The 25,530-nt window shown below is 33.0% G+C and carries 25 protein-coding genes and 1 pseudogene; 6 read left to right on the plus strand and 20 right to left on the minus strand.

Annotated features, from left to right (window positions below; translation table 11 throughout):
• Window positions 1-207: 207 nt before the first annotated feature.
• Window positions 208-1,071 carry an NERD domain-containing protein gene (locus PYW31_RS07820; RefSeq protein WP_046836316.1) on the plus strand — a complete coding sequence of 288 codons (864 nt, stop codon included), beginning with the start codon at window positions 208-210 and terminating at the stop codon, window positions 1,069-1,071.
• Between the two features lie 118 nt (window positions 1,072-1,189).
• Here PYW31_RS07820 and nucI read toward each other — a convergent pair whose 3' ends face one another.
• Window positions 1,190-1,720: a thermonuclease NucI gene (gene nucI, locus PYW31_RS07825; protein ID WP_046836315.1), complete on the minus strand. Its 531-nt coding sequence runs from the start codon at window positions 1,718-1,720 to the stop codon at window positions 1,190-1,192.
• 224 nt (window positions 1,721-1,944) lie between these two features.
• Between nucI and PYW31_RS07830 the strand changes: the two genes are divergently transcribed.
• On the plus strand, window positions 1,945-2,136 hold the full coding sequence (locus PYW31_RS07830; protein WP_046836314.1) for a hypothetical protein: 192 nt from the start codon (window positions 1,945-1,947) through the stop codon (window positions 2,134-2,136).
• A gap of 132 nt (window positions 2,137-2,268) precedes the next feature.
• Here PYW31_RS07830 and PYW31_RS07835 read toward each other — a convergent pair whose 3' ends face one another.
• The 3 genes from PYW31_RS07835 to PYW31_RS07845 form a co-directional block, all read right to left on the minus strand.
• The gene (locus PYW31_RS07835) at window positions 2,269-2,466 is read right to left on the minus strand and encodes a hypothetical protein (RefSeq protein ID WP_046836313.1); all 198 of its coding nucleotides are present in this window, start codon (window positions 2,464-2,466) and stop codon (window positions 2,269-2,271) included.
• A 284-nt stretch (window positions 2,467-2,750) separates the two neighbouring features.
• Window positions 2,751-3,281: a hypothetical protein gene (locus PYW31_RS07840; RefSeq protein WP_046836312.1), complete on the minus strand. Its 531-nt coding sequence runs from the start codon at window positions 3,279-3,281 to the stop codon at window positions 2,751-2,753.
• Window positions 3,282-3,394: 113 nt separating this feature from the next.
• Window positions 3,395-3,961: a PepSY domain-containing protein gene (locus PYW31_RS07845; RefSeq protein ID WP_046836311.1), complete on the minus strand. Its 567-nt coding sequence runs from the start codon at window positions 3,959-3,961 to the stop codon at window positions 3,395-3,397.
• 596 nt (window positions 3,962-4,557) lie between these two features.
• On the opposite strand from PYW31_RS07845, the pseudogene PYW31_RS07850 reads away from it, so the two are divergent.
• Window positions 4,558-4,852: pseudogene (locus PYW31_RS07850) on the plus strand (ester cyclase).
• A gap of 95 nt (window positions 4,853-4,947) precedes the next feature.
• Here PYW31_RS07850 and PYW31_RS07855 read toward each other — a convergent pair.
• The 3 genes from PYW31_RS07855 to cstR are packed head-to-tail and all read right to left on the minus strand — an operon-like array spanning window position 4,948 to window position 6,605.
• A complete protein-coding gene (locus PYW31_RS07855) occupies window positions 4,948-5,565 on the minus strand; it encodes a class I SAM-dependent methyltransferase (protein WP_046836310.1) in 618 nt (205 codons plus the stop codon).
• 24 nt (window positions 5,566-5,589) lie between these two features.
• Window positions 5,590-6,345, minus strand: a complete 756-nt coding sequence (locus PYW31_RS07860) for a sulfite exporter TauE/SafE family protein (RefSeq protein WP_046836309.1) — start codon at window positions 6,343-6,345, stop codon at window positions 5,590-5,592.
• A complete protein-coding gene (gene cstR / locus PYW31_RS07865) occupies window positions 6,345-6,605 on the minus strand; it encodes a persulfide-sensing transcriptional repressor CstR (protein ID WP_046836308.1) in 261 nt (86 codons plus the stop codon). Before cstR ends, PYW31_RS07860 begins: the two co-directional genes overlap by 1 nt.
• Window positions 6,606-6,736: 131 nt before the next feature.
• Between cstR and PYW31_RS07870 the strand changes: the two genes are divergently transcribed.
• Both PYW31_RS07870 and cstB read left to right on the plus strand, forming a co-directional pair.
• Window positions 6,737-7,807 carry a DsrE/DsrF/DrsH-like family protein gene (locus PYW31_RS07870; RefSeq protein WP_046836307.1) on the plus strand — a complete coding sequence of 357 codons (1,071 nt, stop codon included), beginning with the start codon at window positions 6,737-6,739 and terminating at the stop codon, window positions 7,805-7,807.
• A gap of 29 nt (window positions 7,808-7,836) precedes the next feature.
• Complete coding sequence (gene cstB, locus PYW31_RS07875) at window positions 7,837-9,165, plus strand: persulfide dioxygenase-sulfurtransferase CstB (RefSeq protein WP_046836306.1); 1,329 nt, start codon at window positions 7,837-7,839, stop codon at window positions 9,163-9,165.
• 570 nt (window positions 9,166-9,735) lie between these two features.
• On the opposite strand, the gene glnA is transcribed toward cstB, so the two are convergent.
• The 4 genes from glnA to hflX all read right to left on the minus strand — a co-directional run bounded on the left by glnA (window position 9,736) and on the right by hflX (window position 14,186).
• On the minus strand, window positions 9,736-11,076 hold the full coding sequence (glnA, locus tag PYW31_RS07880; RefSeq protein WP_046836305.1) for a type I glutamate--ammonia ligase: 1,341 nt from the start codon (window positions 11,074-11,076) through the stop codon (window positions 9,736-9,738).
• Window positions 11,077-11,097: 21 nt separating this feature from the next.
• Window positions 11,098-11,466: a MerR family transcriptional regulator gene (locus PYW31_RS07885; RefSeq protein ID WP_103266954.1), complete on the minus strand. Its 369-nt coding sequence runs from the start codon at window positions 11,464-11,466 to the stop codon at window positions 11,098-11,100.
• Between the two features lie 228 nt (window positions 11,467-11,694).
• Window positions 11,695-12,933, minus strand: coding sequence for a methionine gamma-lyase family protein (locus PYW31_RS07890; RefSeq protein ID WP_046836304.1), 1,239 nt, complete (start codon window positions 12,931-12,933; stop codon window positions 11,695-11,697).
• Between the two features lie 17 nt (window positions 12,934-12,950).
• Complete coding sequence (gene hflX, locus PYW31_RS07895) at window positions 12,951-14,186, minus strand: GTPase HflX (RefSeq protein WP_046836303.1); 1,236 nt, start codon at window positions 14,184-14,186, stop codon at window positions 12,951-12,953.
• Window positions 14,187-14,289: 103 nt separating this feature from the next.
• Between hflX and PYW31_RS07900 the strand changes: the two genes are divergently transcribed.
• On the plus strand, window positions 14,290-14,763 hold the full coding sequence (locus tag PYW31_RS07900) for a glutathione peroxidase (protein WP_046836302.1): 474 nt from the start codon (window positions 14,290-14,292) through the stop codon (window positions 14,761-14,763).
• A gap of 141 nt (window positions 14,764-14,904) precedes the next feature.
• Here the strand turns inward: PYW31_RS07900 and hfq are convergent, their stop codons facing one another.
• From hfq to mutL, 9 genes are all read right to left on the minus strand, one after another.
• The gene (gene hfq, locus PYW31_RS07905; RefSeq protein ID WP_046836301.1) at window positions 14,905-15,117 is read right to left on the minus strand and encodes an RNA chaperone Hfq; all 213 of its coding nucleotides are present in this window, start codon (window positions 15,115-15,117) and stop codon (window positions 14,905-14,907) included.
• 1 nt (window position 15,118) lies between these two features.
• Entirely contained in the window at window positions 15,119-16,066 is a 948-nt protein-coding gene (miaA, locus tag PYW31_RS07910; protein WP_232772289.1) for a tRNA (adenosine(37)-N6)-dimethylallyltransferase MiaA, read from the minus strand.
• A gap of 19 nt (window positions 16,067-16,085) precedes the next feature.
• Window positions 16,086-17,024, minus strand: a complete 939-nt coding sequence (locus tag PYW31_RS07915; protein ID WP_046836299.1) for an alpha/beta hydrolase — start codon at window positions 17,022-17,024, stop codon at window positions 16,086-16,088.
• A gap of 241 nt (window positions 17,025-17,265) precedes the next feature.
• The gene (locus PYW31_RS07920; RefSeq protein WP_046836298.1) at window positions 17,266-18,939 is read right to left on the minus strand and encodes a glycerol-3-phosphate dehydrogenase/oxidase; all 1,674 of its coding nucleotides are present in this window, start codon (window positions 18,937-18,939) and stop codon (window positions 17,266-17,268) included.
• Window positions 18,940-19,085: 146 nt separating this feature from the next.
• A complete protein-coding gene (glpK, locus tag PYW31_RS07925) occupies window positions 19,086-20,588 on the minus strand; it encodes a glycerol kinase GlpK (protein WP_046836297.1) in 1,503 nt (500 codons plus the stop codon).
• Window positions 20,589-20,767: 179 nt separating this feature from the next.
• Window positions 20,768-21,586 carry an MIP/aquaporin family protein gene (locus PYW31_RS07930; RefSeq protein WP_046836296.1) on the minus strand — a complete coding sequence of 273 codons (819 nt, stop codon included), beginning with the start codon at window positions 21,584-21,586 and terminating at the stop codon, window positions 20,768-20,770.
• Window positions 21,587-21,757: 171 nt separating this feature from the next.
• Complete coding sequence (locus tag PYW31_RS07935) at window positions 21,758-22,792, minus strand: S66 family peptidase (RefSeq protein ID WP_046836295.1); 1,035 nt, start codon at window positions 22,790-22,792, stop codon at window positions 21,758-21,760.
• A gap of 248 nt (window positions 22,793-23,040) precedes the next feature.
• Window positions 23,041-23,574, minus strand: coding sequence for a glycerol-3-phosphate responsive antiterminator (locus PYW31_RS07940; RefSeq protein ID WP_046836294.1), 534 nt, complete (start codon window positions 23,572-23,574; stop codon window positions 23,041-23,043).
• Between the two features lie 12 nt (window positions 23,575-23,586).
• A complete protein-coding gene (gene mutL / locus PYW31_RS07945) occupies window positions 23,587-25,518 on the minus strand; it encodes a DNA mismatch repair endonuclease MutL (RefSeq protein ID WP_046836293.1) in 1,932 nt (643 codons plus the stop codon).
• Between the last annotated feature and the right edge of the window lie 12 nt (window positions 25,519-25,530).

Here is a 25,530-nt window from a genome sequence, read left to right on the forward strand (position 1 = left end):
TCAATGTATAGAAAAATATATTTATGACATTTATATATAGTCACTTTTGAAAATACTAATTATACAACAACTTTAAAATTGATTCTATTCTAATAAAAGCCATATAATCAATATATATAACAGTTTAAAAAATTGTATTTGTACTACTATGTATAAAAGAGTAAAATAAACTGTATCAATAAATTTAATAAGATTAGGATGATCACCATGTTTCTTCTATTCATTTTACTAGTAATCATTATTTTACTCATTATTGTTGCTATTATTAACCACCGTGTTATGCAACAAAAATTGGATACAGAAATTTATGCTAAAGACCAATTGGTCACTAAAATAAGTACGGTTACACGTGAAAACACGCACTTAAAAAACCAAATGTTACGCATTGATGGCAATAATGATACACATCACCACGGCTTAAGAAAAGCTAAGCAAGACTTATACGAAATTTTAGAGCAATATAAACAAGAAGGCAAAATTCAACACTATGCTATTATTGCAACAGGAAATCTTGCAGTAAAACATCCGCTTTTTGAATTTGCACGAACATTTGATTATGTTGTTATTTCAGAAAAAGGTATTTTCAACATTAACGTGAAAAACTGGAAGCAAAAAACTTTCTATCACTTTACTGTAGATCCAACTTTAGAAAATCAACCTAATAAAGAGAACACAGTAAACCAAACAGTGGGTCGCTATATCGCAGAGCAATACCACAGCCAATTCCAATCTTCAAATAAAGCAACATATACATTTATAGAACGCATCAAAAATAACTCAGTTATTTTCGATTTCTATAATTATGATCCTTATGAGCAAGCAGCCAAAAACACCAAAGAGTTAGAAGCCAAAATAGCTGAACGTCTTAATCACAATATCAAAAGTATTGGACTTGTATACTTTACAGATGGTAGCGTGAATCTAATCGATGGTCCTACGGTCAGAGAAGAATATGCTGAAACTGTTTCTTCTAAGTCTTCACTTAAAGAAATCATTGGTGGAACGATTAACGAAGCTGAGGAAGCTTTAACGAAAGAACAATACGATAAACTTGTAGCGCGTTTCCACTAACTCATAAATACATTAAACCCCCGATGCCAAATACAGCATTGGGGGTTTAATGTATTTATAATGTGCAACCTTGAATATAGATTGTTTAAATCGTGCAAATGAATTTAGAAAATATTTTTTAACTCCACAAATTTAATTTATCACTTTTAGCTTGTCGTTCAGCTTTTTGGAATATTTCTCTGTACTTACCATTCGGTGCAAAATATTTCTCACGGGCTAAGCCATTTTTCACCATTTGTTCATTATACATCGTTTTTTTATCTAACCAAACATAGGCTAAAATCCTACCATAACGATCTTCTTTTTCTTTATCAAACTCTAAAAAAACATCTTTATCAGTTAAATGTTTCTTAGTATAATTTGAAGCTTCTTTCCCATAAGGCTGTACCGGTGTATTCGGTTTAACTGTTTCTGGCGTATCAATCCCTATTAATCTAACCTTTAATTGCTCACCATTTTCATCTTTAGCAACTAACGTATCTCCATCTACTACGCGTTCAACATGTACCTTTTCCGTTTGATCAGGACCAGCTGCTGAATTAGAACTATTCCCTTGAAACGGACCACTATGATTAATAAATTGAAATGCTAAAACACCTAAAATAATAATACCAACAACTAGCGTTGTCATTTTCTTTGTCGATTTCACTGTTGCACCTACTTATATAGAATTGTCCAAATCATCATATATAAATTCATTTAAACCGTCAAGAGCCAAATATAATTTATTTTTCATTTCAAGTATCACTTTATTATTAAATTATAAGTAATCATCGTTCAGGCTAGTTCAAAATCAGGACACAAATCCATGACACTATTTTATTTTATAAATATTTTTCTCATGCTATAATGTGAGTGATAGGAGTGAACAATTTGACTATGGCTAAAGAGAATATGATTACTACCATTGCAATCGTGATTGCAATTATTATAGGCTTGATTTTACAATTTCAATTTCAACTACCCCCTATAGTTTCAGCTGTTGTAGCGATATTTTTAGGTATATTTATTGGTTTTATCATTATTTTAATCCAATCACTGATTACGAAAAAAAAGAAAAAATAACACGTCCTGCCGCATACCTATGTCGGCAGTTTTTATTTTCTAAATTTAATGCTACTTTTAAAATCACATAAAAAAAGTTACATATTAAAGCCAGTAGACTTTGTATGTAACTTACTGATACCCATAATGATATTAAACATTTTTTATAAATGTGAGAAAGGCACTAAAAGCTTGCTCATTCGCCGAAAATGTACGTTCTTCAATTTCATGAACAGTTGATGTTAATAATTGATAGTCTGCTACTTCATCGTCTTTTAAATAAGCATTAATACTACTTTCTAACTCTTCTAATGAACTTGCCTTTATCGTACTTAATTTAATTTCTTGCATCGTTCATTCCCCCTTATAATGTCATATGAAGATGAATTATAACTATCATACTACGCACAGTTGCGTCATACAATTAAAAACAATATGCTTAAACTGACAACCCATATACAACAACTTTAAATTTATCTGTAGCTATTCATCACATAGCTAACGAAATCAAAAATAAAACTCTTCTTAACTGAATTTGAGCAACTAGCGTTTAATGACTGATTGTTAAGCTATCCGGCATCACTATATTTTTAATAGACAGTATAGTTCGTCTTTTTTAATTATATAGAGTTAAATCATTGATTTATAAATTGCAATTCATAAACTTTTTCCTTTTCGTACATATTAAATTCATCTAATTTAGCGACTAGTAGTATTTCTTGTTGTTTTCTGCTTACATTATGATAATAAGAAAGTTTAATATTTAAATTAGATTCATAACCGTTATTTTGAATCGTACTTTCAAGTTCTTCGAATACTTCTGCATTAATAGGTAAAAGGTAACTTTCTTTACTAGGCAAAATATTCAATAATTTTTCTTGAACAATTTTTTCATCATCTAATAAAATTGTTATATTGATTGTCTTTGCTGCACCCCCACCAAGGTTATATAACTTCAGATAATCTTCATGATCCGAATTGTGTATCGTCATATTTTTCATTGTAAGCGTTCCATCTTTATCCAACTTGAGTAAAACCTGATTAAAACCTAATGCAGGAATAAAGCCAAGCTTCATTTGATAAAGCTGAATACTTACAGAAACAAAATAAAATAACGCCATTATAAAAGTTCCAAGTGACCCAATGGCTGAAATAATACTGATCATTCTATCACTTCCTTAATTTTGGGAAAATTCAGGTAAAAAATACGTATTATACCCTTCCCAGAACTTTCATAAACATATAAGGCTTATCCTCCATCTACGTGGAGTCATGTAGTTTAGTTGTCTTTTTCACTATTTAATAATTTTCCATTTTTTGCATCAACGCTGACTTCATACTTAGTGTTCCCTTTTTTCAAATCCATATCATAAACAAGCTTTCCGTCATCTTTGGATAATGACCATTCCTTGATATCATCACCTCCAACTTCTTTTTGCCCTTTCTTAATTGCATCTTTAAAATTAATAGCGTCACTATATTTAAACTCCTCTTTTGAATCCACTGAATTCTCTTTTTCAGTTTCTTTGTTTATTAACGCTTTATCCTTATCCGAAACGATTACTTCTGATTCTTCATTAGATTTTTGTTGTTCAATTTTATATACCCATTCACCATTATGTTGTTCATAAGAAATACCTTTTAAATTTTGTCCACTATAGACACTCTGCGCTTTTTTTAAGGCTGCTTTGGGGCTAGTTTGAATATCATTTAATGTGATAACTTTTTCATTACTTTCTTCACTACTCGAGCTTGATGATTTTTTATCACCATCTGAGGAACTATTACCACAAGCAGTTAATAATACTGCAGATAGCGTTAACGTTGCTAACCTTTTTATTGTCATAAAGATTACCTCCTAGAATTTTAACAGTATTTTTCCCGTAAGCTCCATGAACAAAACCTATTTCTCACTTTAATTTATACACACTTTTAAAGTTCTATTAACTCATCGGGTTGTTTTCCAACTTAATTTAAACATTGTTCTTAGATTTAAATACAATGCATTAGAAAGGTTTTCAATAAAAATTAGCGTAATATTGCAAACTTTTATATCACTTGATAGATATAAATCAATACTTATCTAAACATTGCTACTAAAATATTAAAAAAGGCAAGCACATAAGTGCCTACCTTTGTATTAGGAAAAAATGAAAAATGACAAGTACTTTAATAGAATATTATGCTTTGATTGGTTGCCTTGTTAAATCACCGCCCCAAAGGGCGGCATCAAAAAGGATGAAGTTCTGGAGAAACTTCATAAAGCGATAATATAACAAACAACTGTATTTTTCAATATCTTAACTATTATTTTTTTAAATTATTTTTGTTTCCATTTTACAAAACCAATTATTTCATATTGGATAACCTTTTTTGACTATATTCTTACATAAAGACACATAAAAATAACTCATTTTAGCATTCATTGAATTTCACTCATTAATGGATACCCCTTTTTATGGTGTAAAAGGATTGAAAGATTCTGAAGACAAAAACTTTGCTCCATTTCCAGATTTTAAAATGCCTGTAAAAGAAATTATTTTAGATAATAATGATAGCGCAGCAGTATACTTAAACTTTGAAGGTACACACTGGAGCTCCTTTTAACGGCATAAATCCTACCGGTAAATCTGTAAAATTTTCACTAATGATGCTTTTAAAATTTAAAGATAACAAAATTATAGAAAAAAGATCCCATGTTGATGTAAATGATATTATTAAACAAATAAAACAATAGAATTGCATAGATAAATTTAATAAAAAACAACTTACATTTAATAATGTAAGTTGTTTTTTATTAGTAAATCATTATTTGTGACATTATGCTTAGCACTATAAAATACTAATTCTTTCTATATGACCTTGAATGATACAACCTTTACCTGTATGTTTAATACCTTCATTACGGTAAATTTCATATTTTTCTAATTGATGGATTTTAACAGGCAAGTGTTTTAAATAAGCTTTGATTTCTTCAATAGTATATAACATGGATTCATCTTTAGGTCCGCCAGTTCCATAAACTAATTGTTCTTTTGAATAAAACTCAAAATAACTATGACCACCTATGATTAATGGCTGAATGAGATTATTGAACATCTCTTTTTTGCCTTCGTTAGGTACATGACCAAAGATATTAATACTATAGTTAAATAATGACTCAGGGGCTAAGTTAGGCTTTGTGATATCGCCGTAATTTGCATCAATATCAACGCACGCTTCACTTGCTAGTTGGTATTGCTTATTAATACCAACTTGTGATATATCATAGGTTGTAATACCATAACCAAGTTTGGCTAAATATATTGCATTACGTCCTTCTCCCTCTGCAAGTAGTAAAATCTTTTCATTATTATCTGCTTGTTTTTGAAAAATCTCTTTGACTAATAAATTCGCTTCCTTGCCATAAATATATTCTTCTGAATCAAACTTTTCATCCCAATGATTCAATTTAAAGTCTCCTTTTTAAGTTCATTAAAATACGAGCTGTATAATTGCGATTGTGATTAAAATACTTACAATCCCTTTTTGAATAGTATCAGGTAACTTTGAGCCTATTTTTAGTCCTATGGGCGCAAATATCATACTTCCTATGATTAAAAATATTGCACTTTCTAGAGGAATATAGCCTTGTATAAGTTTAATGATAAAAGACCCTATTGATGATATAAAAGCAATGACGATACTGTTGGTCACTACAGCATCCATTGGCAATTTAAATAAAACCAATAATACAGGAATAATGATAAATGCTCCACCCGCACCTATAATACCTGATAGTACCCCAATTCCAAATCCTACTAAGATAAGTAATATAGAGTTGAATTTGATGTCTTGAAAAGAAGCTTTAACTTTAATAAACATCAATAGTAATGCGATTATAGCAATAATTATATAGATAGTATTTATAAAAGTAGCATTTAATAAACTCGCTAATATCGCTCCAAATACACTTCCAATAACCATACCCCCACCCATGTTCATTACCAGTTTGGGAGAAAATCCAACTTTTTTTCTTGCTTTGAATGAGCCACCAAGTGTACTAAAAAATACTTGACTGGAAGTAAGACCTGAAGCAATGTATACACCATAGGCAGGCGCTCCGAATAATGGTGGTAACAATAGAATAGCTGGGTAAATAATAATCGCCCCTCCTATACCAACCAAACCAGATATGAAACCTCCAAATATGCCAATCAATAGCATAGTAATGCCATGGATAATATCCATTATTTACTTTTCACCAATAAGTCAACAGCTTCATTAATCAGTTCTTGTGAACTTTCATTATTCTCTTCAGCTAACTTTACACATTCGATTAAATTCTCACTAACAATAATACCCATGAGTCGTTGAATTGAACTTTTTGACGCACTGAGTTGTGTAATCACCTCTCTACAATCTTTTTCTTCTTCCATCATTTTTATAACACCATTTAGTTGGCCTTGTATTCTATTAATACGATTAATCATTTTTTTATCATAATCCATAATTTTTCCTCCAGTTTATCTTGAATAGTCTTATCATACGCAATTTAAAACAAACTGTCAAATACCTGTAGGGGTATTTGACAAAGAAATTATTGCTAGTATACCCTTATAGGTATTTTGAGGAGGAAATTATGAAAAAGTATAATGATAAGCACATACATGATCTCAGTAAATCAGAATTAGAAGCACTGGCAAAAAACGGACAATTGATTGACGTCAGAACAAAAGAAGAATACGAATTAGGACATATCACTGGCGCCATTTTACATCCTGTAGAGGATATTGAATCATTCAATAAGAATAAAAATATAACTTACTATATACAATGTAAAAGTGGTGGTAGAAGCTCTAAAGCAAGTGAATATTTAGCAGGAAAAGGCTATAAAATTACTAATTTATACGGTGGTTACGATGCTTATGAAGAAAAATATATCAATAATGATGATATAGCAGAAGAACATAGAAATATAGAAATAAAAGAAAATCGCAAAAAGTTTAATTTTAGCGGCCTCCAGTGTCCAGGACCTATCGTTAATATTAGTAAGGAAATTAAAACCATTGATATAGGTGACCAAATTGAAGTTACAGTAACAGATTCTGGATTTTCAAGTGATATTAAAAGCTGGGTGAAACAAACAGGTCACACACTTGTAAGGCTAACTGAAAATGATACTGAAATTAATGCAATCGTTCAAAAGGAAAAGCACAAAGATTTACAAGTAAATCACACCTCAAAAGGCACTACAATTGTACTGTTTAGTGGCGAATTAGATAAAGCAATTGCAGCCATGATTATTGCGAATGGCGCTAAAGCTGCAGGAAGAGAAGTAACGATATTTTTCACTTTTTGGGGGCTTAATGCATTAAAAAAAGAAATGCCATCTAAGGTTAACAAGAAAGGTATTGCAAAAATGTTTGACCTTATGTTGCCTAAGACTCCAGTACGCATGCCACTATCCAAAATGAATATGTTCGGATTAGGTAATATTATGATGCGTTATGTCATGAAGAAGAAAAATGTAGCCTCTTTACCTTCACTTATCGACCAAGCAATCGATCAAAATATCAAGTTAATTGCATGTACCATGAGTATGGATGTTATGGGTATTACGAAAGAAGAGTTAAGAGATGAAGTTGAATATGGTGGTGTAGGAACTTACATTGGGGATACTGAACAATCGAATCATAATTTATTTATTTAATAAAACTTATTAGAGAAAGGAGTTATTCTATGTTTTTCAAACAATTTTACGATGATAATTTATCTCAAGCATCATATTTAATTGCTTGTCAACGTACAGGTGAAGCGATGATTATTGACCCTATACGTGACCTAACAAAATATATTGAAGTTGCAGATAATGAAGGTTTTGCAATTACTCATGCTGCTGAAACACATATTCATGCTGACTTTGCCTCGGGTATTAGAGATGTAGCAAACAAAATACATGCAAATATATATGTTTCTGGCGAAGGTGAAGATGAATTAAGTTACAAAAACATGCCACCACAAACTCATTTTGTTAAACATCAAGACACGATTTGCGTAGGAAACATTAAACTAGAAGTCCTGCATACACCAGGTCATACCCCTGAGAGTATTAGTTTATTACTCACTGATGAGGGCGGAGGTTCTAATATACCTATGGGGCTATTTAGTGGTGACTTTATCTTCGTTGGTGATATAGGTAGACCTGATTTATTAGAAAAAGCCATTCAAATGAAAGGATCTACAGAAATAGGAGCCAAGCAAATGTATCAATCTATTAATAATATTAAAAATTTACCTGATTATGTTCAGATTTGGCCTGGACATGGTGCAGGCAGTTCATGCGGTAAAGCGTTAGGATCAATACCTACATCTACATTAGGCTATGAAAAAATAAACAACTGGGCCTTCAATGCAACAGATGAAGCAACATTTATTGAAACATTAATATCAAACCAACCAGAACCCCCCCATCATTTTGCTCAAATGAAAAAAATCAACCAATTCGGTACGAAATTGTACCAACCTTATATTGTTTCACCTAGTTTAAATCATGACAGAATAGCTTTTGATCTTCGAAATAAAGAAGCCTTTCACGGTGGTCATAAACAAGGGACAATCAATATTCCTTATAATAAGAATTTTATTAATCAGATTGGTTGGTATTTAGACTACGATAAAGATATAGACTTAATTGGCGATAAAGCAACAGTTGAACACGCCACAAATACTTTACAATTAATTGGTTTTGATAGCGTAGCAGGTTATCGTTTGCCAAAATCAGAAATTCAGACGCAATCCATTTACAGTGCTGATATGACAGGTGAAGAAGAATATGTTCTAGACGTACGTAATGATGAAGAATGGAATCAAAGTCATTTAGAACAAGCGGTTCATATTTCTCACGGAAAGCTTTTAAATGAAAGTATTCCTTTTGATAAAAATGATAAAATATACGTTCATTGTCAATCAGGAGTTAGAAGTTCAATTGCAGTAGGCATATTAGAATATAAAGGTTTTACAAACGTCGTGAATGTTAGAGAAGGTTATCAAAACTTATTCATTGATTAAGTAAAATTAATAGTAACAATGATTATTATAAACTACTAATGATGAAGTAGGAGAAAATTATAGGTTTTATTAACATGTGTAGAATAATTTTCTATAAAAATGATAAGAGTATATGTGTATATTACTTTTCATTATCGCTTCGAATTTTAGCGCCTTAAGTTTTATTAAGTTATCGAGTTTGAAAGTAATGCTTATTTTTTTTCAAAAACATCAACTAATGAAGTTTCCTATTAGCCAATCTTAAAGCGCAGTACTATTATATTAATAGGTACTGCGCCTTTTCGCTTATTAAATAAATCATTCTTCACATATCAATTAAAATGAGACACCAAGGAATGCATGTGGTTGAACAAATATATAGTCATGTAACAAAAAATATGAATCATAAAGCTAAGGAATATTTTGAAAGATTCATTCAGGAAAAGTGAGTATTTTAAAATCTTCTACACCCAATCTGCACCCAAAACCCTCAATATAATAAAAGTGAATGCAAAAAAGCAACCCGAAATCATCCATTCAGAATGACTCGAGTTGCTGTTATTACTAGTGTTTCGCCCCTTTGCTCAGCACCTAGTATTGTTTAATATATTGTTCTCTTTCCCATTCAGATACTTGAGTTCTATAATAATCCCACTCAATTGATTTAGAATTGATGAATTGGTTATAGATATGATTACCTAGTGCATCTTTAATAGGTTCATTTTCTCTCATAGCTTTGATTGCTGTATAAAGCGTTGAAGGTAAATCTTGGATACCCACAGCTTCACGTTCATCGCGATTCATTTCATAAATATTTTGGTTTACTGGTTCTGGAACTTCTAATTTATTTTCGATTCCATCTAGACCTGCTTTAAGGATTGCTGCTAATGCTAAGTATGGATTAGCTGCTGGGTCAACTGAACGTACTTCAACACGTGTTGATAATCCACGTGAAGATGGTACACGGATTAATGGTGAACGGTTTTTACCACTCCAAGCAATGTAACATGGCGCTTCATAGCCAGGAACTAAACGTTTATATGAGTTCACTAATGGATTACATACTCCTGTGAAACCACGCGCATTTTTAAGAATACCTGCAATAAAGTGGAAAGCGTCTTTAGTCATTTGCATGTCACCGTTTGGATCGAAGAATGCATTTTCTTTATCTTTGAATAAAGATACGTTAAAGTGCATACCACTACCATTAACCCCAAATAATGGTTTCGGCATAAATGTTGCATGTAGGTTATGTTGACGTGCAATTGTTTTTACAACAAGTTTAAATGTTTGGATATTATCACATGCTGTGATTGCATCCGCATATTTAAAGTCGATTTCATGTTGTCCTGGTGCAACTTCGTGATGACTTGCTTCGATATCAAAGCCCATATCCTCAAGTTCTAAAACGATATCTCTACGACAATTTTCACCTAAATCAGTAGGTGCAAGGTCGAAGTATCCTCCATCGTCATTTAACTCTAACGTTGGTTCGCCTTTTTCATCTAATTTGAATAAGAAGAATTCTGGTTCAGGTCCAAGGTTAATATCAGTGAAACCAAGTTCTTCCATGTCTTTTAATACACGTTTTAAGTTTGCACGTGGATCCCCTTCAAATGGTGTACCATCTGTTTTATATACATCACAAATAAGACGCGCAACTTTTCCTTGTCCAGCAGTCCATGGGAAAATAACCCACGTATCTAAATCTGGATATAAATACATATCTGATTCTTCAATACGTACGAAACCTTCGATTGAAGATCCGTCAAACATCATTTCATTATCCAATACTTTTTCTAATTGGCTAACCGGTACTTCAACGTTTTTAATTACGCCTAAAATATCTGTGAATTGTAAACGTAAATATCTAACGTTTTCTTCCTTAGCAAACTTATGAATATCTTCTTTTGTAAATGTACGTTTTGGCATTATAAATGTCCTCCAGTAATATTATTTGATAAAACGAGATAAGTCACCACGATTTATCGGAATCGCTTCTTGTTGTGATTTCTGTGTAGCATCAACTATCATTTTTTTTCTTGTTTCTTGTTCATCAGCAGAAAGGTGGTCTTGTTCATTATGTATAATCTGTTTGATTCCTTTGATATTGAATCCTTTTTCAATCAATCTTTTAATTTCTAAAAGACGTTCCAAATCATTTAATGAAAAGAGTCTTTTATTCCCCTCTGTACGTTCTGGTTTAATCAGTTCATGTGTCTCATAGTAGCGAACTTGTCTAGCAGTTAATTCGCTCAATTTAGTTACAACACTCATAGAGAAGACAGCCATATTACGACGTAATGTATCATTTGACTTCAATCCAATCACCTCTATTTTTGAACTTGTTATAAATTTAGCACAAAAATGAAATAAATACAAAGGCATGTTAGGTTTCCTAACATTATGTCTACAACCCTTGTTACCATTGACTTCAAGGCACTTTCTCACTGGTTATTAGTAGAATATTTTGAAAATTCCTTAAATTTATTTAAAAAAATCCATATTTCCATCAATTTATAAATTGAGAAAATATGGATTTCTAAAAGTTTATATTAAATTTTCAGATTGAAGACGTTTAGCTGCTCTTGATACCGCTAATTTAACATGTTCATATGTGAGACCGCCTTGGACGTATGCTTCATAAGGTGGACGTATCGGACCATCTGCCGACAACTCGATAGAAGATCCTTGTATAAACGTACCTGCCGCCATAATGACATCATCTTCATACCCCGGCATATAAGCAGGTTCTGGGCTAAAGTGTGCATTGATTGGAGAAGCGTGTTGAATGCTTTGACAAAATTGTATCATTTGTTCTTTTGTATCAAATTCAACTGTTTGAATTAAGTCTGTTCTTGGCTCATTATATTTAGGTTGCGTACGCATATTCATTTTTTCTAAAAGAAGACTAGTAAATAGTGCGCCTTTTAAACTTTGACTGACAACATGGGGTGCTAAAAAGAAACCTTGGTACATTTCCTGTAATGAGTTGAGAGATGCCCCCGCTTCTTTACCTATACCAGGTGCTGTTAAACGATAACCACATCTAGCTATTAATGACGCTTTTCCTGCGATATAACCACCTATTTTTGCTAATCCACCACCAGGATTCTTAATTAAAGAACCCGCGATTAAATCTGCACCACATTCTATAGGTTCACGCGCTTCAACAAATTCGCCATAACAGTTATCTACAAATATAATAATCTCAGGATATAGACTTTTAATCATTTGTATGGCTGACTCAATTTCGTCTAACGGTATTGATGGGCGCTGGTCATACCCTTTAGAACGTTGTATTGCAATCACTTTAGTCGTTGTATTAATCGTTTGTATAACTTGATCAACATCTATTTTTCCTGCTTTCAAATCTACTTTCCTATAATCTACACCATGTTCTTTTAGACTTTCTATACCGTTGCCATTAATACCTATAACTTCTAATAACGTATCATATGGATTACCTGTAATATATAGTAGTTCATCACCATACTTCAATGTACTTTGTAAAGCTATCGTGATGGCATGCGTACCCGATATAATTTGTGGGCGTACAATGGCATCTTCCGCTTTAAAAGTTCTTGCATATATTTCTTCCAAGTGATCTCTACCAAAGTCATCATAACCATAACCAGTAGTCCCTTGTAAATCACTTTCAGTAGCTTTCACTGCATGAAACGCATCTAACACTTTTTCTTGGTTGGCATATGCAGTCGCTTCTATGTCTTTAAAATAAGGCGTCAATGTTGTTTCAACCTCAGCTATCAATTGATTCATATCATTCATATATTCATTACTTCCTTCTATTCTTTTTTGTATCCTTTCAGAGTATACGAAGCATCACCTTCATTAAATGTTAACTCAGATACAAGTGTATGTTGCTTTAAAAAGTATAATCGATCAGCATTTGTACTCGGTACATTTTCTTCATAATATGTTAATGTACGTTTAACTTGTTCATATAGTAAAGCTTTGACTTTTTCTATATCGGCTTCGTCTTTACTAGATACAAAAACAGACGGTTTATTTGTAGTTGGAATCGTACCTTCGTGCAAATCTTTCTTATTATAGATTATAGCTTGGGGTATATGCCCCATATCTAAATCTTTAATGATTTGGTTTACTGTGTCATACTGCGCCCTATATTCAGGATGACTACTATCTACTACATGTAATAATAAATCAGCACTTTTAGCTTCTTCGAGCGTTGATTTAAAAGCTGCAATCAATGTAGTAGGTAATTTCTGAATAAAACCTACAGTATCAGAAATAATTAAATTAAAACCATTATTAATTTGTATCTGTCTTGTTTTGGGATCAAGTGTTGCAAATAGCAAGTTTTTTTCAAATGTTGTTTCTCGTGCTAACGCATTAAACCACGATGACTTTCCAGCATTGGTATAACCTACTAAAGCAACTTGGAAGACATGATTTTGTTCACGTTTATTACGATAACGTTCTCGATGTTCGACCACTGTTTCTAATTGGTGTTTTATTTCATTCATTCTTGTTCTAATATGGCGTCTGTCCATTTCAAGTTTCGTTTCCCCTGGGCCTCTCGTACCGATACCGCCTCCTAAGCGTGATAGACTACGCCCATGACCTTGTAATCTCGGCATTAAATAATCTAATTGAGCCAGCTCCACTTGTAATTTACCTTCTTTGCTACGCGCTCTTAAAGCAAAAATTTCTAATATTAATTGGGTTCTATCTATAATTTTAACATTTAAATTACCATTCAAGGTTTTAGATTGGGCTGTTGTCAACTCATCATTTGCAACCACTACATCTATATCATGGTCCTCAATGTAAGCCTGAATATCTTGCAACTTACCTTTACCTACATAATATTTATGATCAAACCGTTGTCTATTTTGGGTAAATTGTTCTTGTACGTTAAGTTGACATGTCTCAGATAATGAAGCTAATTCCTCCATTGTTGAATCGAAATTAAATTCATCTTCTGATTGCGCATGTACTCCAACTAAAATCGCAGTCTCTAATCGTTTTTCAGTATTATGTGTTAGTTGCTGGGACATAACATACACCTCTTTTCAAAGTTTCTTAGTCATTCTATCACAGTGTCTTTATAAAGACTATAGAGGCATTTTGTGTTAAATTATGGTTAAGAGGTGAATTACAATGACAATTTATGATATAGAAGTCAAAAAGCCAAATGGCGACACATATAAATTAGATAAATATCGCGGTCAAACTATACTAATTGTAAATACAGCGAGTGAATGTGGCTTCACACCACAATTTGAAGGATTACAACATTTATATGAAAAGTATAATGATCAGTCCTTTGTTGTGTTAGGTTTTCCTTGTAACCAATTTGGGGGACAAGAACCAGGTACAGGTGAAGAAGCAACACAAAATTGCAAAATCAATTATGGGGTAACTTTTCCAATGCATGAAAAAGTCGATGTTAAAGGTGAAAATCAACATCCCTTATTTAAATTTTTAACTGAAGAACAAAATGGTTTTTTAAATGAGAAAATCAAATGGAATTTCACAAAGTTCTTAGTTAATAAAGATGGTAACGTCGTGAAGCGTTTTTCACCACAAAAGAAACCTAATCAAATTGAAGCTGAAATCGAAGCCTTACTATAGCTATCTATTAATACTTTATTATCTAAAAAAATGCAATGGTAAATTAAGTTGTTCAAAAATCAAAGCTACGCTAGATATTTATTATCTAACGTAGCTTTTTTAGACTTTTAAGTTGGTTAAGTTGTTAAACTTGTATTATCACTATGCCTCCGTATCATCAATTGTGAATGTACTGATAGCATGTTTATATATTAAGTGTTGTTTCCCTTGTGATAATAAACATACTAAGTCCTTATCATATGCTTCAATAATACCTTTCATTTGAAATCCGTTGACTAAAAATACAATCACTTTTGTTTTTTCAGTCTTAAATTGCCCTAGGAATTTGTCTTGGATGTTTTCTAATGTATTCATGTTATGTACTCCTTTTCTTTATTTGGGCTGAAACCTCATCTAACATTAATGAAAGTGACATGTTCTCTCTGTCTAACCAAGCTACGTCGAGCTTATTTTTAAACCAAGTCATTTGTCGTTTTGCATAATTTCTAGAATGTTGCTTTAATTTATCTGTCGCTGCAACAAGATCTGCATCATATTTGACCACTGGTATCATTTCTTTATAGCCAATCGCTTGCATACTTTGACATGATTCATATCCATGTTCAACGAGCTGACTCACTTCATTTAGTAATCCACGCTGTAACATAATATCTACACGTTTATTAATTCTTTGATATAATGTTTCGCGCGACATTTCTATCCCTATTAATAATGTATCATAATTTTCAGTGAATTGTTGTACTTTCTTACGCGAACTTAAAAGTTTTTTTGTTTTCAAATAATATTCAATCGCTCTTCGTACTCTTTTCCGATTATTCGGATGAATCGCCTGGGCTGAAGCTTCATCGAAACGCGACAAATATTGATGTAAGTCTTCATTAGTTAGTTGATCTAACTCATGTAACTGAGCTGTTACTTCATCTGCCCGTTCCTTTGAAACCACTTCGTCTTCGAACGCGTAATCGTAGATAAGCGATTGAATATAAAGACCTGTCCCGCCAGCAATAATAGGAATATTACCTCTTTCAGTAATTTCATTAATTAACCGTTGTGCTCTATTTTTAAAATCATACGCAGAAAATGCATCATCTGGTTCTAATATATCAATCATATGATGAGGGACGCCTGACATTTCTTCTTGCGTAATTTTAGCCGTACCAATATCCATTTTTTTATAAACTTGCATCGAATCTCCACTGATTATTTCTCCATTAAACTTTTTAGCCAATTCGATACTAAATTCAGTTTTACCCACTGCTGTTGGCCCTACAAGCACAATTAAAAACTGCTTATCGTTATGCACGTGTATCAACTCTCTTATATTATTTTTCTGCCTTACCATTCTTTTTTAAGATTTGTTTTTCTATCCATTCATACATATGTTGCCATGTATTAGCGTAGTCTTTTTCAAATAAAACTTCGTGTCTTTTATTTTTATACAATTGCACGGTAATATGCTTAATACCGCACTTTTTATAGCGCTGACCTAGTGTTCTTATCCCTTTACCATACCCACCTAACGAATCATCTTTCCCTGATATGAGTAAAATAGGTAAGTCTTGGTTCATCATTTTGATATGCTTCAAACGACTTGTGGCAATCATATGCTTTATAGTTTGATAAATGAGTTGATTAGACACTAAAAAGCCAGTATAAGGATCTTTAATAAATCGTTCTACTTCATTGGGATCGCTAGACAGCCAATCACTTGAAGTCTTTAGTTGTTTTACATTTTTATTAAATGTCTTATACATTAATTGGTTCGCCCATTTTAAGCGACGTGTTTTCCCTGTTAATAACATAATCACTTTCAACAATATGCGCAGCGGCACTCCTAAATATATAGGGTATTGTATCGTACCCGTTAAGATTAAACCTTGTGCAGCGTCTGGGTATTTTTGTGCGAATATACGACCAACAATCGAGCCCATTGAATGACCAATCATAATATATGGGATATTTGCGTAGTTCGTACAAACTGTTTGCGCGATTTCATAAGTGTCATCTGCAACTTGGCTTAGATCATCGATATGGCCACGTGTTTTTTCATCTATTTCTTTCCCATGACCTCTATGGTTATGACGAATCACATCATAACCTTGATAATTTAATGATTCTACAAGCCGATCATACCTATCCATATATTCAGCCATGCCATGTAGCAAATGAATGACACCGATTGTTTCTTTTTTAGCTTTGTTCAACCTAACTTCTACCATTGTGCCATCTGAAACCGTGATATTAAAATCATTTCGATTCATGTTTCTTCCCCCAAACCATGCATCATTTCGATTTTCTTATATTATACAATATATTCATAATACAATCTTATCAAATTGTAAGCCAAACGTTAACCTTCAAAGTATAATTCAAACACTACACTCTATGAATCAACAAGCATTTTAATCATACTATTTAAAATTTTTACTGATAAAAAAACTGCTAACTTAAATAAGTTAGCAGTTTTAGTGATAATTAAAATCTATTCATTTTAATCTGAATTTATTCTTTTACTGCTGGTTGATCATTACCAGTTTGCGCTTCATCAATGGCAGTTTGTAACTCTTTTGTATATTGCGCTTTTTCTACATTTGAGTAGCCTAGTAACTCAGCCATTACTTCGATAACATGATCTTTATAATTTAAAACGTCTTCAATCTTGAAGTAAAGTTTACCAGTACGACGCACGAAGAAATCAGTCGGACGATAAACCATTTCATTTTGAATTGAATAAATTAATTCAGTATATATCTCTAATGGTAAGCCTGTTTCTTGATATTTAGCAGTTTGAGCAATCTTGAATAAATCTTCAGCATTAGAACCGTATTTAGAAGCAAAATGACGTGCAGTCGCTTCATCTAATTGGTAAGCTTTGGCTTCTTCAACTTTTTTCTCAATGAATTTATCAAAGTTTTTACTACCACCTACATCTCCACCTGAGATAGTTAAGTGTTTTGTTTCGCAAGCTTTGAATTTAAGATTATATTCTGATTTCAAACGTTTTGCTAATAAATCAACAATTTCTAAAGCCATGTGACGATAGCCTGTTAATTTACCACCAGCGATAGTTAATAGTCCAGATTTACCTTCCCAAACTTCATCTTTACGTGAAATTTCTGAAGGATCTTTTCCTTCTTCTAAGATTAATGGTCTGATACCTGCCCATGATGATTCAATGTCATCATCTGTCACATTCACATCTGGGAACATATAGTTTACAGCTTCAATAAGATAATCTCTGTCCTCTTGTGTCACTAATGGTGCTGTTTTGTTATTATCGTAAAACGTATCTGTTGTACCCACATAAGCTTTACCTTCACGTGGAATAGCGAAGATCATACGACCGTCTTTTTCAGTATCAAAGTATACTGCTTGGCCTAATGGGAAGTTAGATTGATCAATAACAATGTGAACACCTTTAGTTAAACGTAATTGTTTGTTATTACGTGCGTAATCACCACTACGAACTTCATCTACCCACGGACCACTTGCGTTAATAACTTTTTTAGCTTTAATTGGATATGTTTCGCCATTAATTTGGTCCTCAACATGAATACCATTAACAGTTTCTTTTGAATCGTATGTGAAATGTACTGATTTCGTATGATTTATAATTGTAGCGCCTTTTTCTTCGGCACGTTTCATAACTTCAATTGTTAAACGCGCATCATCTGTACGATATTCTACATAACTACCGCCACCTTTAAGACCATCTTTTTTAACTAATGGTTCTTTTTCAAGTGTTTCTTTTGCATTTAACATTTTTTTACGTTCAGCTTTTTTTACGCCTGCTAATCTATCATAAACGCCTAAACCGATCGATGTAGTAAATTTGCCCATAGATCCGCCTTTATGCAATGGTAATAACATACGTTCTGGTGTAGTTACGTGAGGTCCATTTTCATAAACAATCGCACGTTCACGACCAGTTTCAGCTACGACACCTACTTGTAATTGTTTTAAATAACGTAGGCCACCATGTACTAATTTAGTAGAACGTGAACTTGTCCCTTGAGCAAAGTCTTGCATTTCTACTAAAGCTACTTTCATGCCTCTTTCACTAGCATCTAAAGCGATTCCTGCACCTGTAATACCACCACCGATAATTACAACATCATAAGAATCGTTTTTTAAATCTTTCTTTATTTGCTCTCTTTTTAACGTTGATAAACTCATAAAATCTAGCGCCTCCTAAAATAATAAAAAAAGAGAGACCTATCCCATACATATATAAATTGTACGAACAGAATCTCTCACTTCTCATCTTGATATTATTAACTTACCCATATTGTAGCATAACTAACAACTTTTAGTCTAACTTTTTATTCTTCTTCTATTTTAAAGACTTGTGTAGCTTCTACAGCTTTTTTCCAGCCTTTATATAATCGTTCTCTTTCTTTTTCTTCCATTTCAGGTTTAAATTCTTTTTCAAGCTTCCAACGATCTGCAATCTCATCTTTACTGTCCCAATATCCAACTGCTAATCCTGCAAGATATGCAGCACCTAAAGCTGTTGTTTCGTTTATCTCTGGACGTTCTACACCTAAATTAAGTAAGTCTGCTTGGAATTGCATGATGAAATTATTCTTAACCGCGCCACCATCTACACGTAAATTATTTACAGTGATGTCAGAATCTTTTTCCATCGCTTCTAATACATCACGTGTTTGATAACAAAGAGATTCTAGTGTTGCACGAATAAAATGTTCTTTTTCTGTACCACGTGTTAAACCGAAGATAGCACCGCGAGCTTCTGCATCCCAGTATGGTGTACCTAAACCTACAAATGCAGGAACGACATATACGCCTTCTGAGGATTCTACACGTTCTGCATAATTTTCTGATTGAGGCGCAGAATTAATCATTCTTAATCCATCTCGTAACCACTGAATCGCTGAACCCGATACAAAAATTGAACCTTCAAGTGCATAATTTACTTTTCCGTCTAAACCATAAGCAATTGTAGTTAACAAACCACTCTTAGAAGATACAGCCTCTTCACCAGTATTCATTAACATGAAACCACCTGTACCGTAAGTGTTTTTCACATCACCACGGTTGAAACACGCTTGCCCGAATAATGCAGCTTGTTGGTCACCTGCAATACCTGCTATTGGCACTTCTTCACCAAAGAAATGATAATCGATGGTATTCGCATACACATCACTTGATGCTTTAACCTCTGGTAACATTGAATTAGGTATTTCTAAAATATCTAATAATTCTTGATCCCACTCTAAATCATGAATATTATAGATTAATGTACGACTCGCATTCGTATAATCTGTAATATGTGCTTTTCCACCAGATAATTTCCAAACTAACCATGAATCAATCGTACCGAATAATAAATCGCCATTGTCAGCTTTTTCTCTAGCACCTTCGACATTATCAAGTATCCATTTTACTTTTGTACCTGCAAAATACGGATCTAATAAGAGTCCTGTTTTTTCGCGGAATTTATCTTCTAAGCCTTGGTCTTTTAGATTTTGACAAATTCCTTGTGTTTGACGTGATTGCCATACAATTGCATGGTAAATTGGACGCGCTGTATTTTTATCCCAAACCACTGTTGTTTCACGTTGGTTTGTAATACCAATGCCTGCAATTTGTTCTGCACCAACATTTTCTTCATTAAGCACTTCTGCTATTACCGCTAAAACTGATGTCCATATTTCATTTGCATCATGTTCAACCCAGCCTGATTTAGGAAAATATTGTTTAAACTCACGTTGCGCTACACCTTTAATTTTTCCATCTTTATCAAATAGAATCGCTCTAGAACTCGTTGTGCCTTGGTCAATTGATAAAATAAATTTTTCCATAATTATACTCTCCCTTTCGATCCGTTTTAGTCTGAATAATATATGTAAATTAATTATCATTACAATTCAACTGTACACATTATTATCCAATACCCTCAACGTTCATGCTCAAACTCTTAAAAATTCACAAGACAAGACCTGTTTATAGTCGAATATATAAACAGGACGAATTGATCTCATTAATAAATAGATTCAATGCCTTTAGCATTTTTCGATTTATTTAAAGCGATGCCTAGTACACAAGTTACAATTAATAATATGATTGCAACTATAGACATAGCATCAAATGCACCTTTATAGAATAATCTATAAATCACTGCTCCTATCATACCACCTGTAATAGGTCCAAGAACAGGGACAATTGCATAACTCCAGTTGGATTTTCCTTTACCGGCTATCGGTAAAATTGCGTGTGCAATACGTGGTCCTAAATCACGAGCAGGATTAATGGCATAACCCGTTGGCCCGCCTAGGCTTAAACCAATTGCAACAATCAACCCACCAACGATTAACGGATTTAAACCGTCAGCAATTTTATTAGTACCAATAAACATCAAACCTAATGTAAGTATAGCTGTTCCAATTATTTCACTTAAAAAGTTAGCAAAATAATTTTTTATAGCTGGCGCTGTAGAAAATACACCTAATTTTGCACCTTGATCTTCTGTTTGTTTCCAATGCGCTAAGTACATTAGCCAAACCAATGCACCACCAACAATACCACCAAGCATCTGACAAATAATGAAACCAGGAACCATTGCCCAACTAATTCCACCATCCATAGCAAAAGCTAGCGTTACAGCAGGATTCAAATGGGCACCAGATATATTCCCAACTGCATAAACACCCATTGTTACTGCAAGGCCCCAACCCGCAGCAATTACAATCCAATCCGCACCGTTACCGGCACTTTTTTTCAAATTCACATTGGCACAAACACCTCCCCCAAATAATACTAGGATTGCTGTTCCCAAAAATTCAGCAAAATATAAACTCATAGAGACTCCTCCTAAAAAGACAGAGAGATTCCTACAATTATACCCAGTTTCGAACCACCGGTTTAATTACTGTAGAAATCTCCCATCTCTGTTCTAAATTATTAACTTGATATTATCTTACACTTCATTTGTAAGCGTTGTCAATGTTTTTTGTAAATAATTAGACACAATTTAACCGTCAACCACAGAACTTTCAATAATCTCAAAACTTTTTTCACTACAATTTATTTCTGCCAATACACCATAAGGTAAGCTGTGTTTGGGTTCGCAATGCCCAAATGATAAATTAAAAAGAATTGAAATGTGTTTGTTTTCACTTTTTTCTATAATTTTTAAAAGCTCTGCTTTATATTCAGTGTAATAAAGATTATTGAATGGTTTACCCACAATAATACCATTCAAATGTTCAAATACACCTTCATTTAATAAACACATTAAATCGTCAGCAAATGCTTGAGGAGTTGGCGTGTCTTCAGAAGTTTCCAAAAATAAAATAGCATTCTTAAAATGTTGTTTGTCTGGGAAAAGATTGGTTGATAACAAGCTTACAAATGTTTCTAGATTACCTCCAATTAAATGTCCACGCCTAATCCCTTCACCACAGAGAAGCTCATACCCACCTTGGTTACGTATTGTCCGTGCCATATTTTTATTTTTTTCTTTCCACTCTATATCATTCATTCTAGTGTATAAAGCTGGTATAATTTCATTGATAGGGTCAGTATAAAACAAACATTTCTTCAAATAGTCAATTGTATATGCATCCATTTCTATATTTTCTGCAAAATCTGTCAATAATGCAGGACCATAAAAACTAACAATGCCCATTTTGTAAAACATCATATGTACCGATGTCGTGTCTGAATACCCTATAAATATTTTTGGATGCTTTCGAATTGCTTTAAAATCAACGTATGGCGCAATCCTTATAGCGTCATCCCCACCAATACAACTGATGATTGCTTTTACTTCATCATCTCTAAGTGCGTCATTTAAATCTGCTGCACGTTGTTCTGGATGTGCTCGAATATATGCAATTCCCTTGAGTGCATTAGGCATCACTTTAACATTAAGTCCAAAAACATTTTGTAATCGTGTTATCCCTTGATATGTACGCCACACTATTGCATCTTCACCTGCTAACCCAGATGACAATGATACAATAGCAACTGTATCACCTTTTTGTAATCGCATTGGTTTAATCATATTACACCACCTATCTATTATAAATATTATTATAATTTATATTTAAAAATTTTCCTTAAAAAATCAAAAAAGTTAGCAAGTCGACTAGAATTTATAGCGTCCAGCTGTTAATACATACTGAAAGTACTCTCATCGATTGCTAACTTTTATAGTTATATTTATGATATCAAACGTTTATATACTAATCTGGTCTACTTGAGTTAAGATAGAAGGTTATTTTATCATATTCATTTTGCAGAAGTGTGGCTTTACCATAATTTACGATCACTAGTTGTAATATATTTCGCTCCATTTTCTATTGCAACATCCACTTCTTCGATATCATTAATTAATCCACCTGCGATGACAGATGTGTCCGTTTCTTCATTAATAATTTGTATTGCTTTAGTTGCGATACCTGGCAATACTTCTACAAAATCTGGTTCTACACGTTTAATAAGTTCAATACTTCTATTCAACGCATGACTATCTAATATAAAGACACGAAATACAGTTATAGTATTTAATGCTTTCGCTTTATTAATCACTTTTGTCTTAGTAGAAACAATCCCCTTAGGGTGATAGTTTTGTATGATATACTCACATGCAAATTCATCATGGCTCATACCTTTAATTAAATCAATATGCATATATGTTTCTACATGATTTTTCTTTAATAATTCCATGATACTTTTAACATGACCAATATGCGTATCCAGTAACACACATTCCTTATAATCTGTTTGAGTGAGTTTTTCTAAATCCTTCATTGACCGAACTGCTGGTAAAATATATGGCTTCAATCCACTAACCTCCTACATGATACGTTTAAATAGTCGTTCTATTTCATAGTTTGAAAAATTAATAATAATCGGTCTGCCGTGCGGACATGTAAATGGGTCTTCAGTTTCACGTAATTGGTTAACCAGGTCTGCCATTTCATTATTTTTCAAGTAATGATTGGCCTTGATGGATTTTTTACAACTCATCATAATTGCTGCATCTTCCCGGATTTTTTTAACATCAACTTTTTTATGTTCTAAAACATATTCAATCATATCTTTAATAATTTCTTCAGCTTCTGCTTTAGGAAACCATACTGGATAACTATCTACGATGTAATCATGGCCGCCAAATGGTTCCAAATGAACCCCCACTTTATCTAATTCTTCTTTATATTGTTGAATAAGTATGAGTTCATCTTTTGAAAAATGGAATGTTAACGGTATTAGTAAATTTTGAACTTCGTTTGATACTTCACCTATTTTTTCTCTAAAATATTCATATTTAATCCGTTCTTGTGCTGCATGTTGATCAATCATAAACATACCTTGTTCATTTTGAGCAATAATATACGTCCCATGTACTTGCCCTACAATTTCCATATAAGGCACACGTCTCGTCGGATCTTGACTAACACTACCTTTGACATCAGATGTATCATTTAATTGATCTACTGACGCTTCTTGTACATCGTCCATATCAAACAAAACTTCTCTTTGTGACTGCGTATATGCATCATCACTATACGGTTCTTCTTTTATATAAGAATGATTAAAGTTATTCGTGGTCATTGCTTCAGATGGTGCAGATTGTTCAAAAGCTTTATCCTCCGTCTCACCATCAGAACGTTGTACCTTGTCATGATGTGTTTGAGCTGCTTGCTGCTTACGTTTTTCAAAATCTATTTTTTGTTGTTCAAAGTTATCTAACACTTTATTTTTTTTATTTAGTTTATCCATGTCATTTTGCGGAATTAATATTCTATCCTTAAATGCTTCACGGATTTTTTCTACAATTAGCTCAAATAGTTGGTCTTCTTTTGATAACCTTACTTCTAACTTAGTAGGATGCACGTTCACATCAACCAGAATGGGATCCATTTCAATATTGATGTAACATATTGGGAATCTGCCAATCGTCAATAATGTATGATAACCTTCTAAAATAGCTTTGTTTAACAGAAAATTTTTAATATATCTTCCGTTAATAAAGATAGATATATAATGATTGTTACTTCTTGAATGTTCTGGCTTAGCTACAAAACCCTCTAAATGATAATCACTTGTATCTCCAGTAATATGCACTAAGTCTTTAGCCACTTTCATACCATAAATTTCCGACATCACTTCATTGGTACGTCCCGACCCATTTGTTTTAATAATTGTTTTACCATCAGAAACAAGTGAAATACGTATATCAGGGTGACTCATTGCCATACGGTTAACAATATCTGTAATCTTACCTAGTTCAGTATACAAACTTTTAATATATTTCAAACGTGCCGGCGTATTATAAAATAAAGATTCAACTAAAATATCTGTGCCTCTTTTAGCCTTAGCGGGTTTATGATTTAAGAGTTCACCATTTTCCACATAAATCTCTTGCCCTTCTTCATTATCTGTACAAGTTTTCAATGTTACTTTGGCTACTGATGATATACTGGCTAATGCTTCTCCACGAAACCCAAGTGTGCGTATGTGGAATAAATCATCATCTTCATCTAATTTACTTGTCGCGTGACGATGAAAGACTAGACCAAGGTCTTCGGTCTGTATTCCAGTGCCGTTATCGACGACTCTAATAGACGAAACTCCAGATTGTTCAACCTCTATATTGATTTCAGTCGCTTGGGCGTCTATGGCATTCTCCAACAACTCTTTAACTACTGAGCCAGGACGTTCAACTACTTCTCCAGCAGCAATTTTATTTGCTAATGATGTCTGTAATTCTTTGATTTTCCCCATTGGACTTCACCT

The sequence above is a fragment of the Staphylococcus succinus genome (assembly GCF_029024945.1).
GTDB classification, from domain to species: domain Bacteria; phylum Bacillota; class Bacilli; order Staphylococcales; family Staphylococcaceae; genus Staphylococcus; species Staphylococcus succinus.

Excerpts from the sequence above, each read along its gene's own strand:
- PYW31_RS07820 (WP_046836316.1), top strand. The coding sequence starts at position 208 with ATGTTTCTTCTATTCATTTTACTAGTAATCATTATTTTACTCATTATT.
- PYW31_RS07835 (WP_046836313.1), bottom strand. The coding sequence starts at position 2,466 with ATGCAAGAAATTAAATTAAGTACGATAAAGGCAAGTTCATTAGAAGAG.
- PYW31_RS07840 (WP_046836312.1), bottom strand. The coding sequence starts at position 3,281 with ATGATCAGTATTATTTCAGCCATTGGGTCACTTGGAACTTTTATAATG.
- PYW31_RS07845 (WP_046836311.1), bottom strand. The coding sequence starts at position 3,961 with ATGACAATAAAAAGGTTAGCAACGTTAACGCTATCTGCAGTATTATTA.
- PYW31_RS07860 (WP_046836309.1), bottom strand. The coding sequence starts at position 6,345 with ATGGATATTATCCATGGCATTACTATGCTATTGATTGGCATATTTGGA.
- cstR (WP_046836308.1), bottom strand. The coding sequence starts at position 6,605 with ATGGATTATGATAAAAAAATGATTAATCGTATTAATAGAATACAAGGC.
- PYW31_RS07870 (WP_046836307.1), top strand. The coding sequence starts at position 6,737 with ATGAAAAAGTATAATGATAAGCACATACATGATCTCAGTAAATCAGAA.
- cstB (WP_046836306.1), top strand. The coding sequence starts at position 7,837 with ATGTTTTTCAAACAATTTTACGATGATAATTTATCTCAAGCATCATAT.
- glnA (WP_046836305.1), bottom strand. The coding sequence starts at position 11,076 with ATGCCAAAACGTACATTTACAAAAGAAGATATTCATAAGTTTGCTAAG.
- PYW31_RS07890 (WP_046836304.1), bottom strand. The coding sequence starts at position 12,933 with ATGAATGATATGAATCAATTGATAGCTGAGGTTGAAACAACATTGACG.
- hflX (WP_046836303.1), bottom strand. The coding sequence starts at position 14,186 with ATGTCCCAGCAACTAACACATAATACTGAAAAACGATTAGAGACTGCG.
- PYW31_RS07900 (WP_046836302.1), top strand. The coding sequence starts at position 14,290 with ATGACAATTTATGATATAGAAGTCAAAAAGCCAAATGGCGACACATAT.
- hfq (WP_046836301.1), bottom strand. The coding sequence starts at position 15,117 with ATGAATACATTAGAAAACATCCAAGACAAATTCCTAGGGCAATTTAAG.
- PYW31_RS07915 (WP_046836299.1), bottom strand. The coding sequence starts at position 17,024 with ATGAATCGAAATGATTTTAATATCACGGTTTCAGATGGCACAATGGTA.
- PYW31_RS07920 (WP_046836298.1), bottom strand. The coding sequence starts at position 18,939 with ATGAGTTTATCAACGTTAAAAAGAGAGCAAATAAAGAAAGATTTAAAA.
- glpK (WP_046836297.1), bottom strand. The coding sequence starts at position 20,588 with ATGGAAAAATTTATTTTATCAATTGACCAAGGCACAACGAGTTCTAGA.
- PYW31_RS07930 (WP_046836296.1), bottom strand. The coding sequence starts at position 21,586 with ATGAGTTTATATTTTGCTGAATTTTTGGGAACAGCAATCCTAGTATTA.
- PYW31_RS07935 (WP_046836295.1), bottom strand. The coding sequence starts at position 22,792 with ATGATTAAACCAATGCGATTACAAAAAGGTGATACAGTTGCTATTGTA.
- mutL (WP_046836293.1), bottom strand. The coding sequence starts at position 25,518 with ATGGGGAAAATCAAAGAATTACAGACATCATTAGCAAATAAAATTGCT.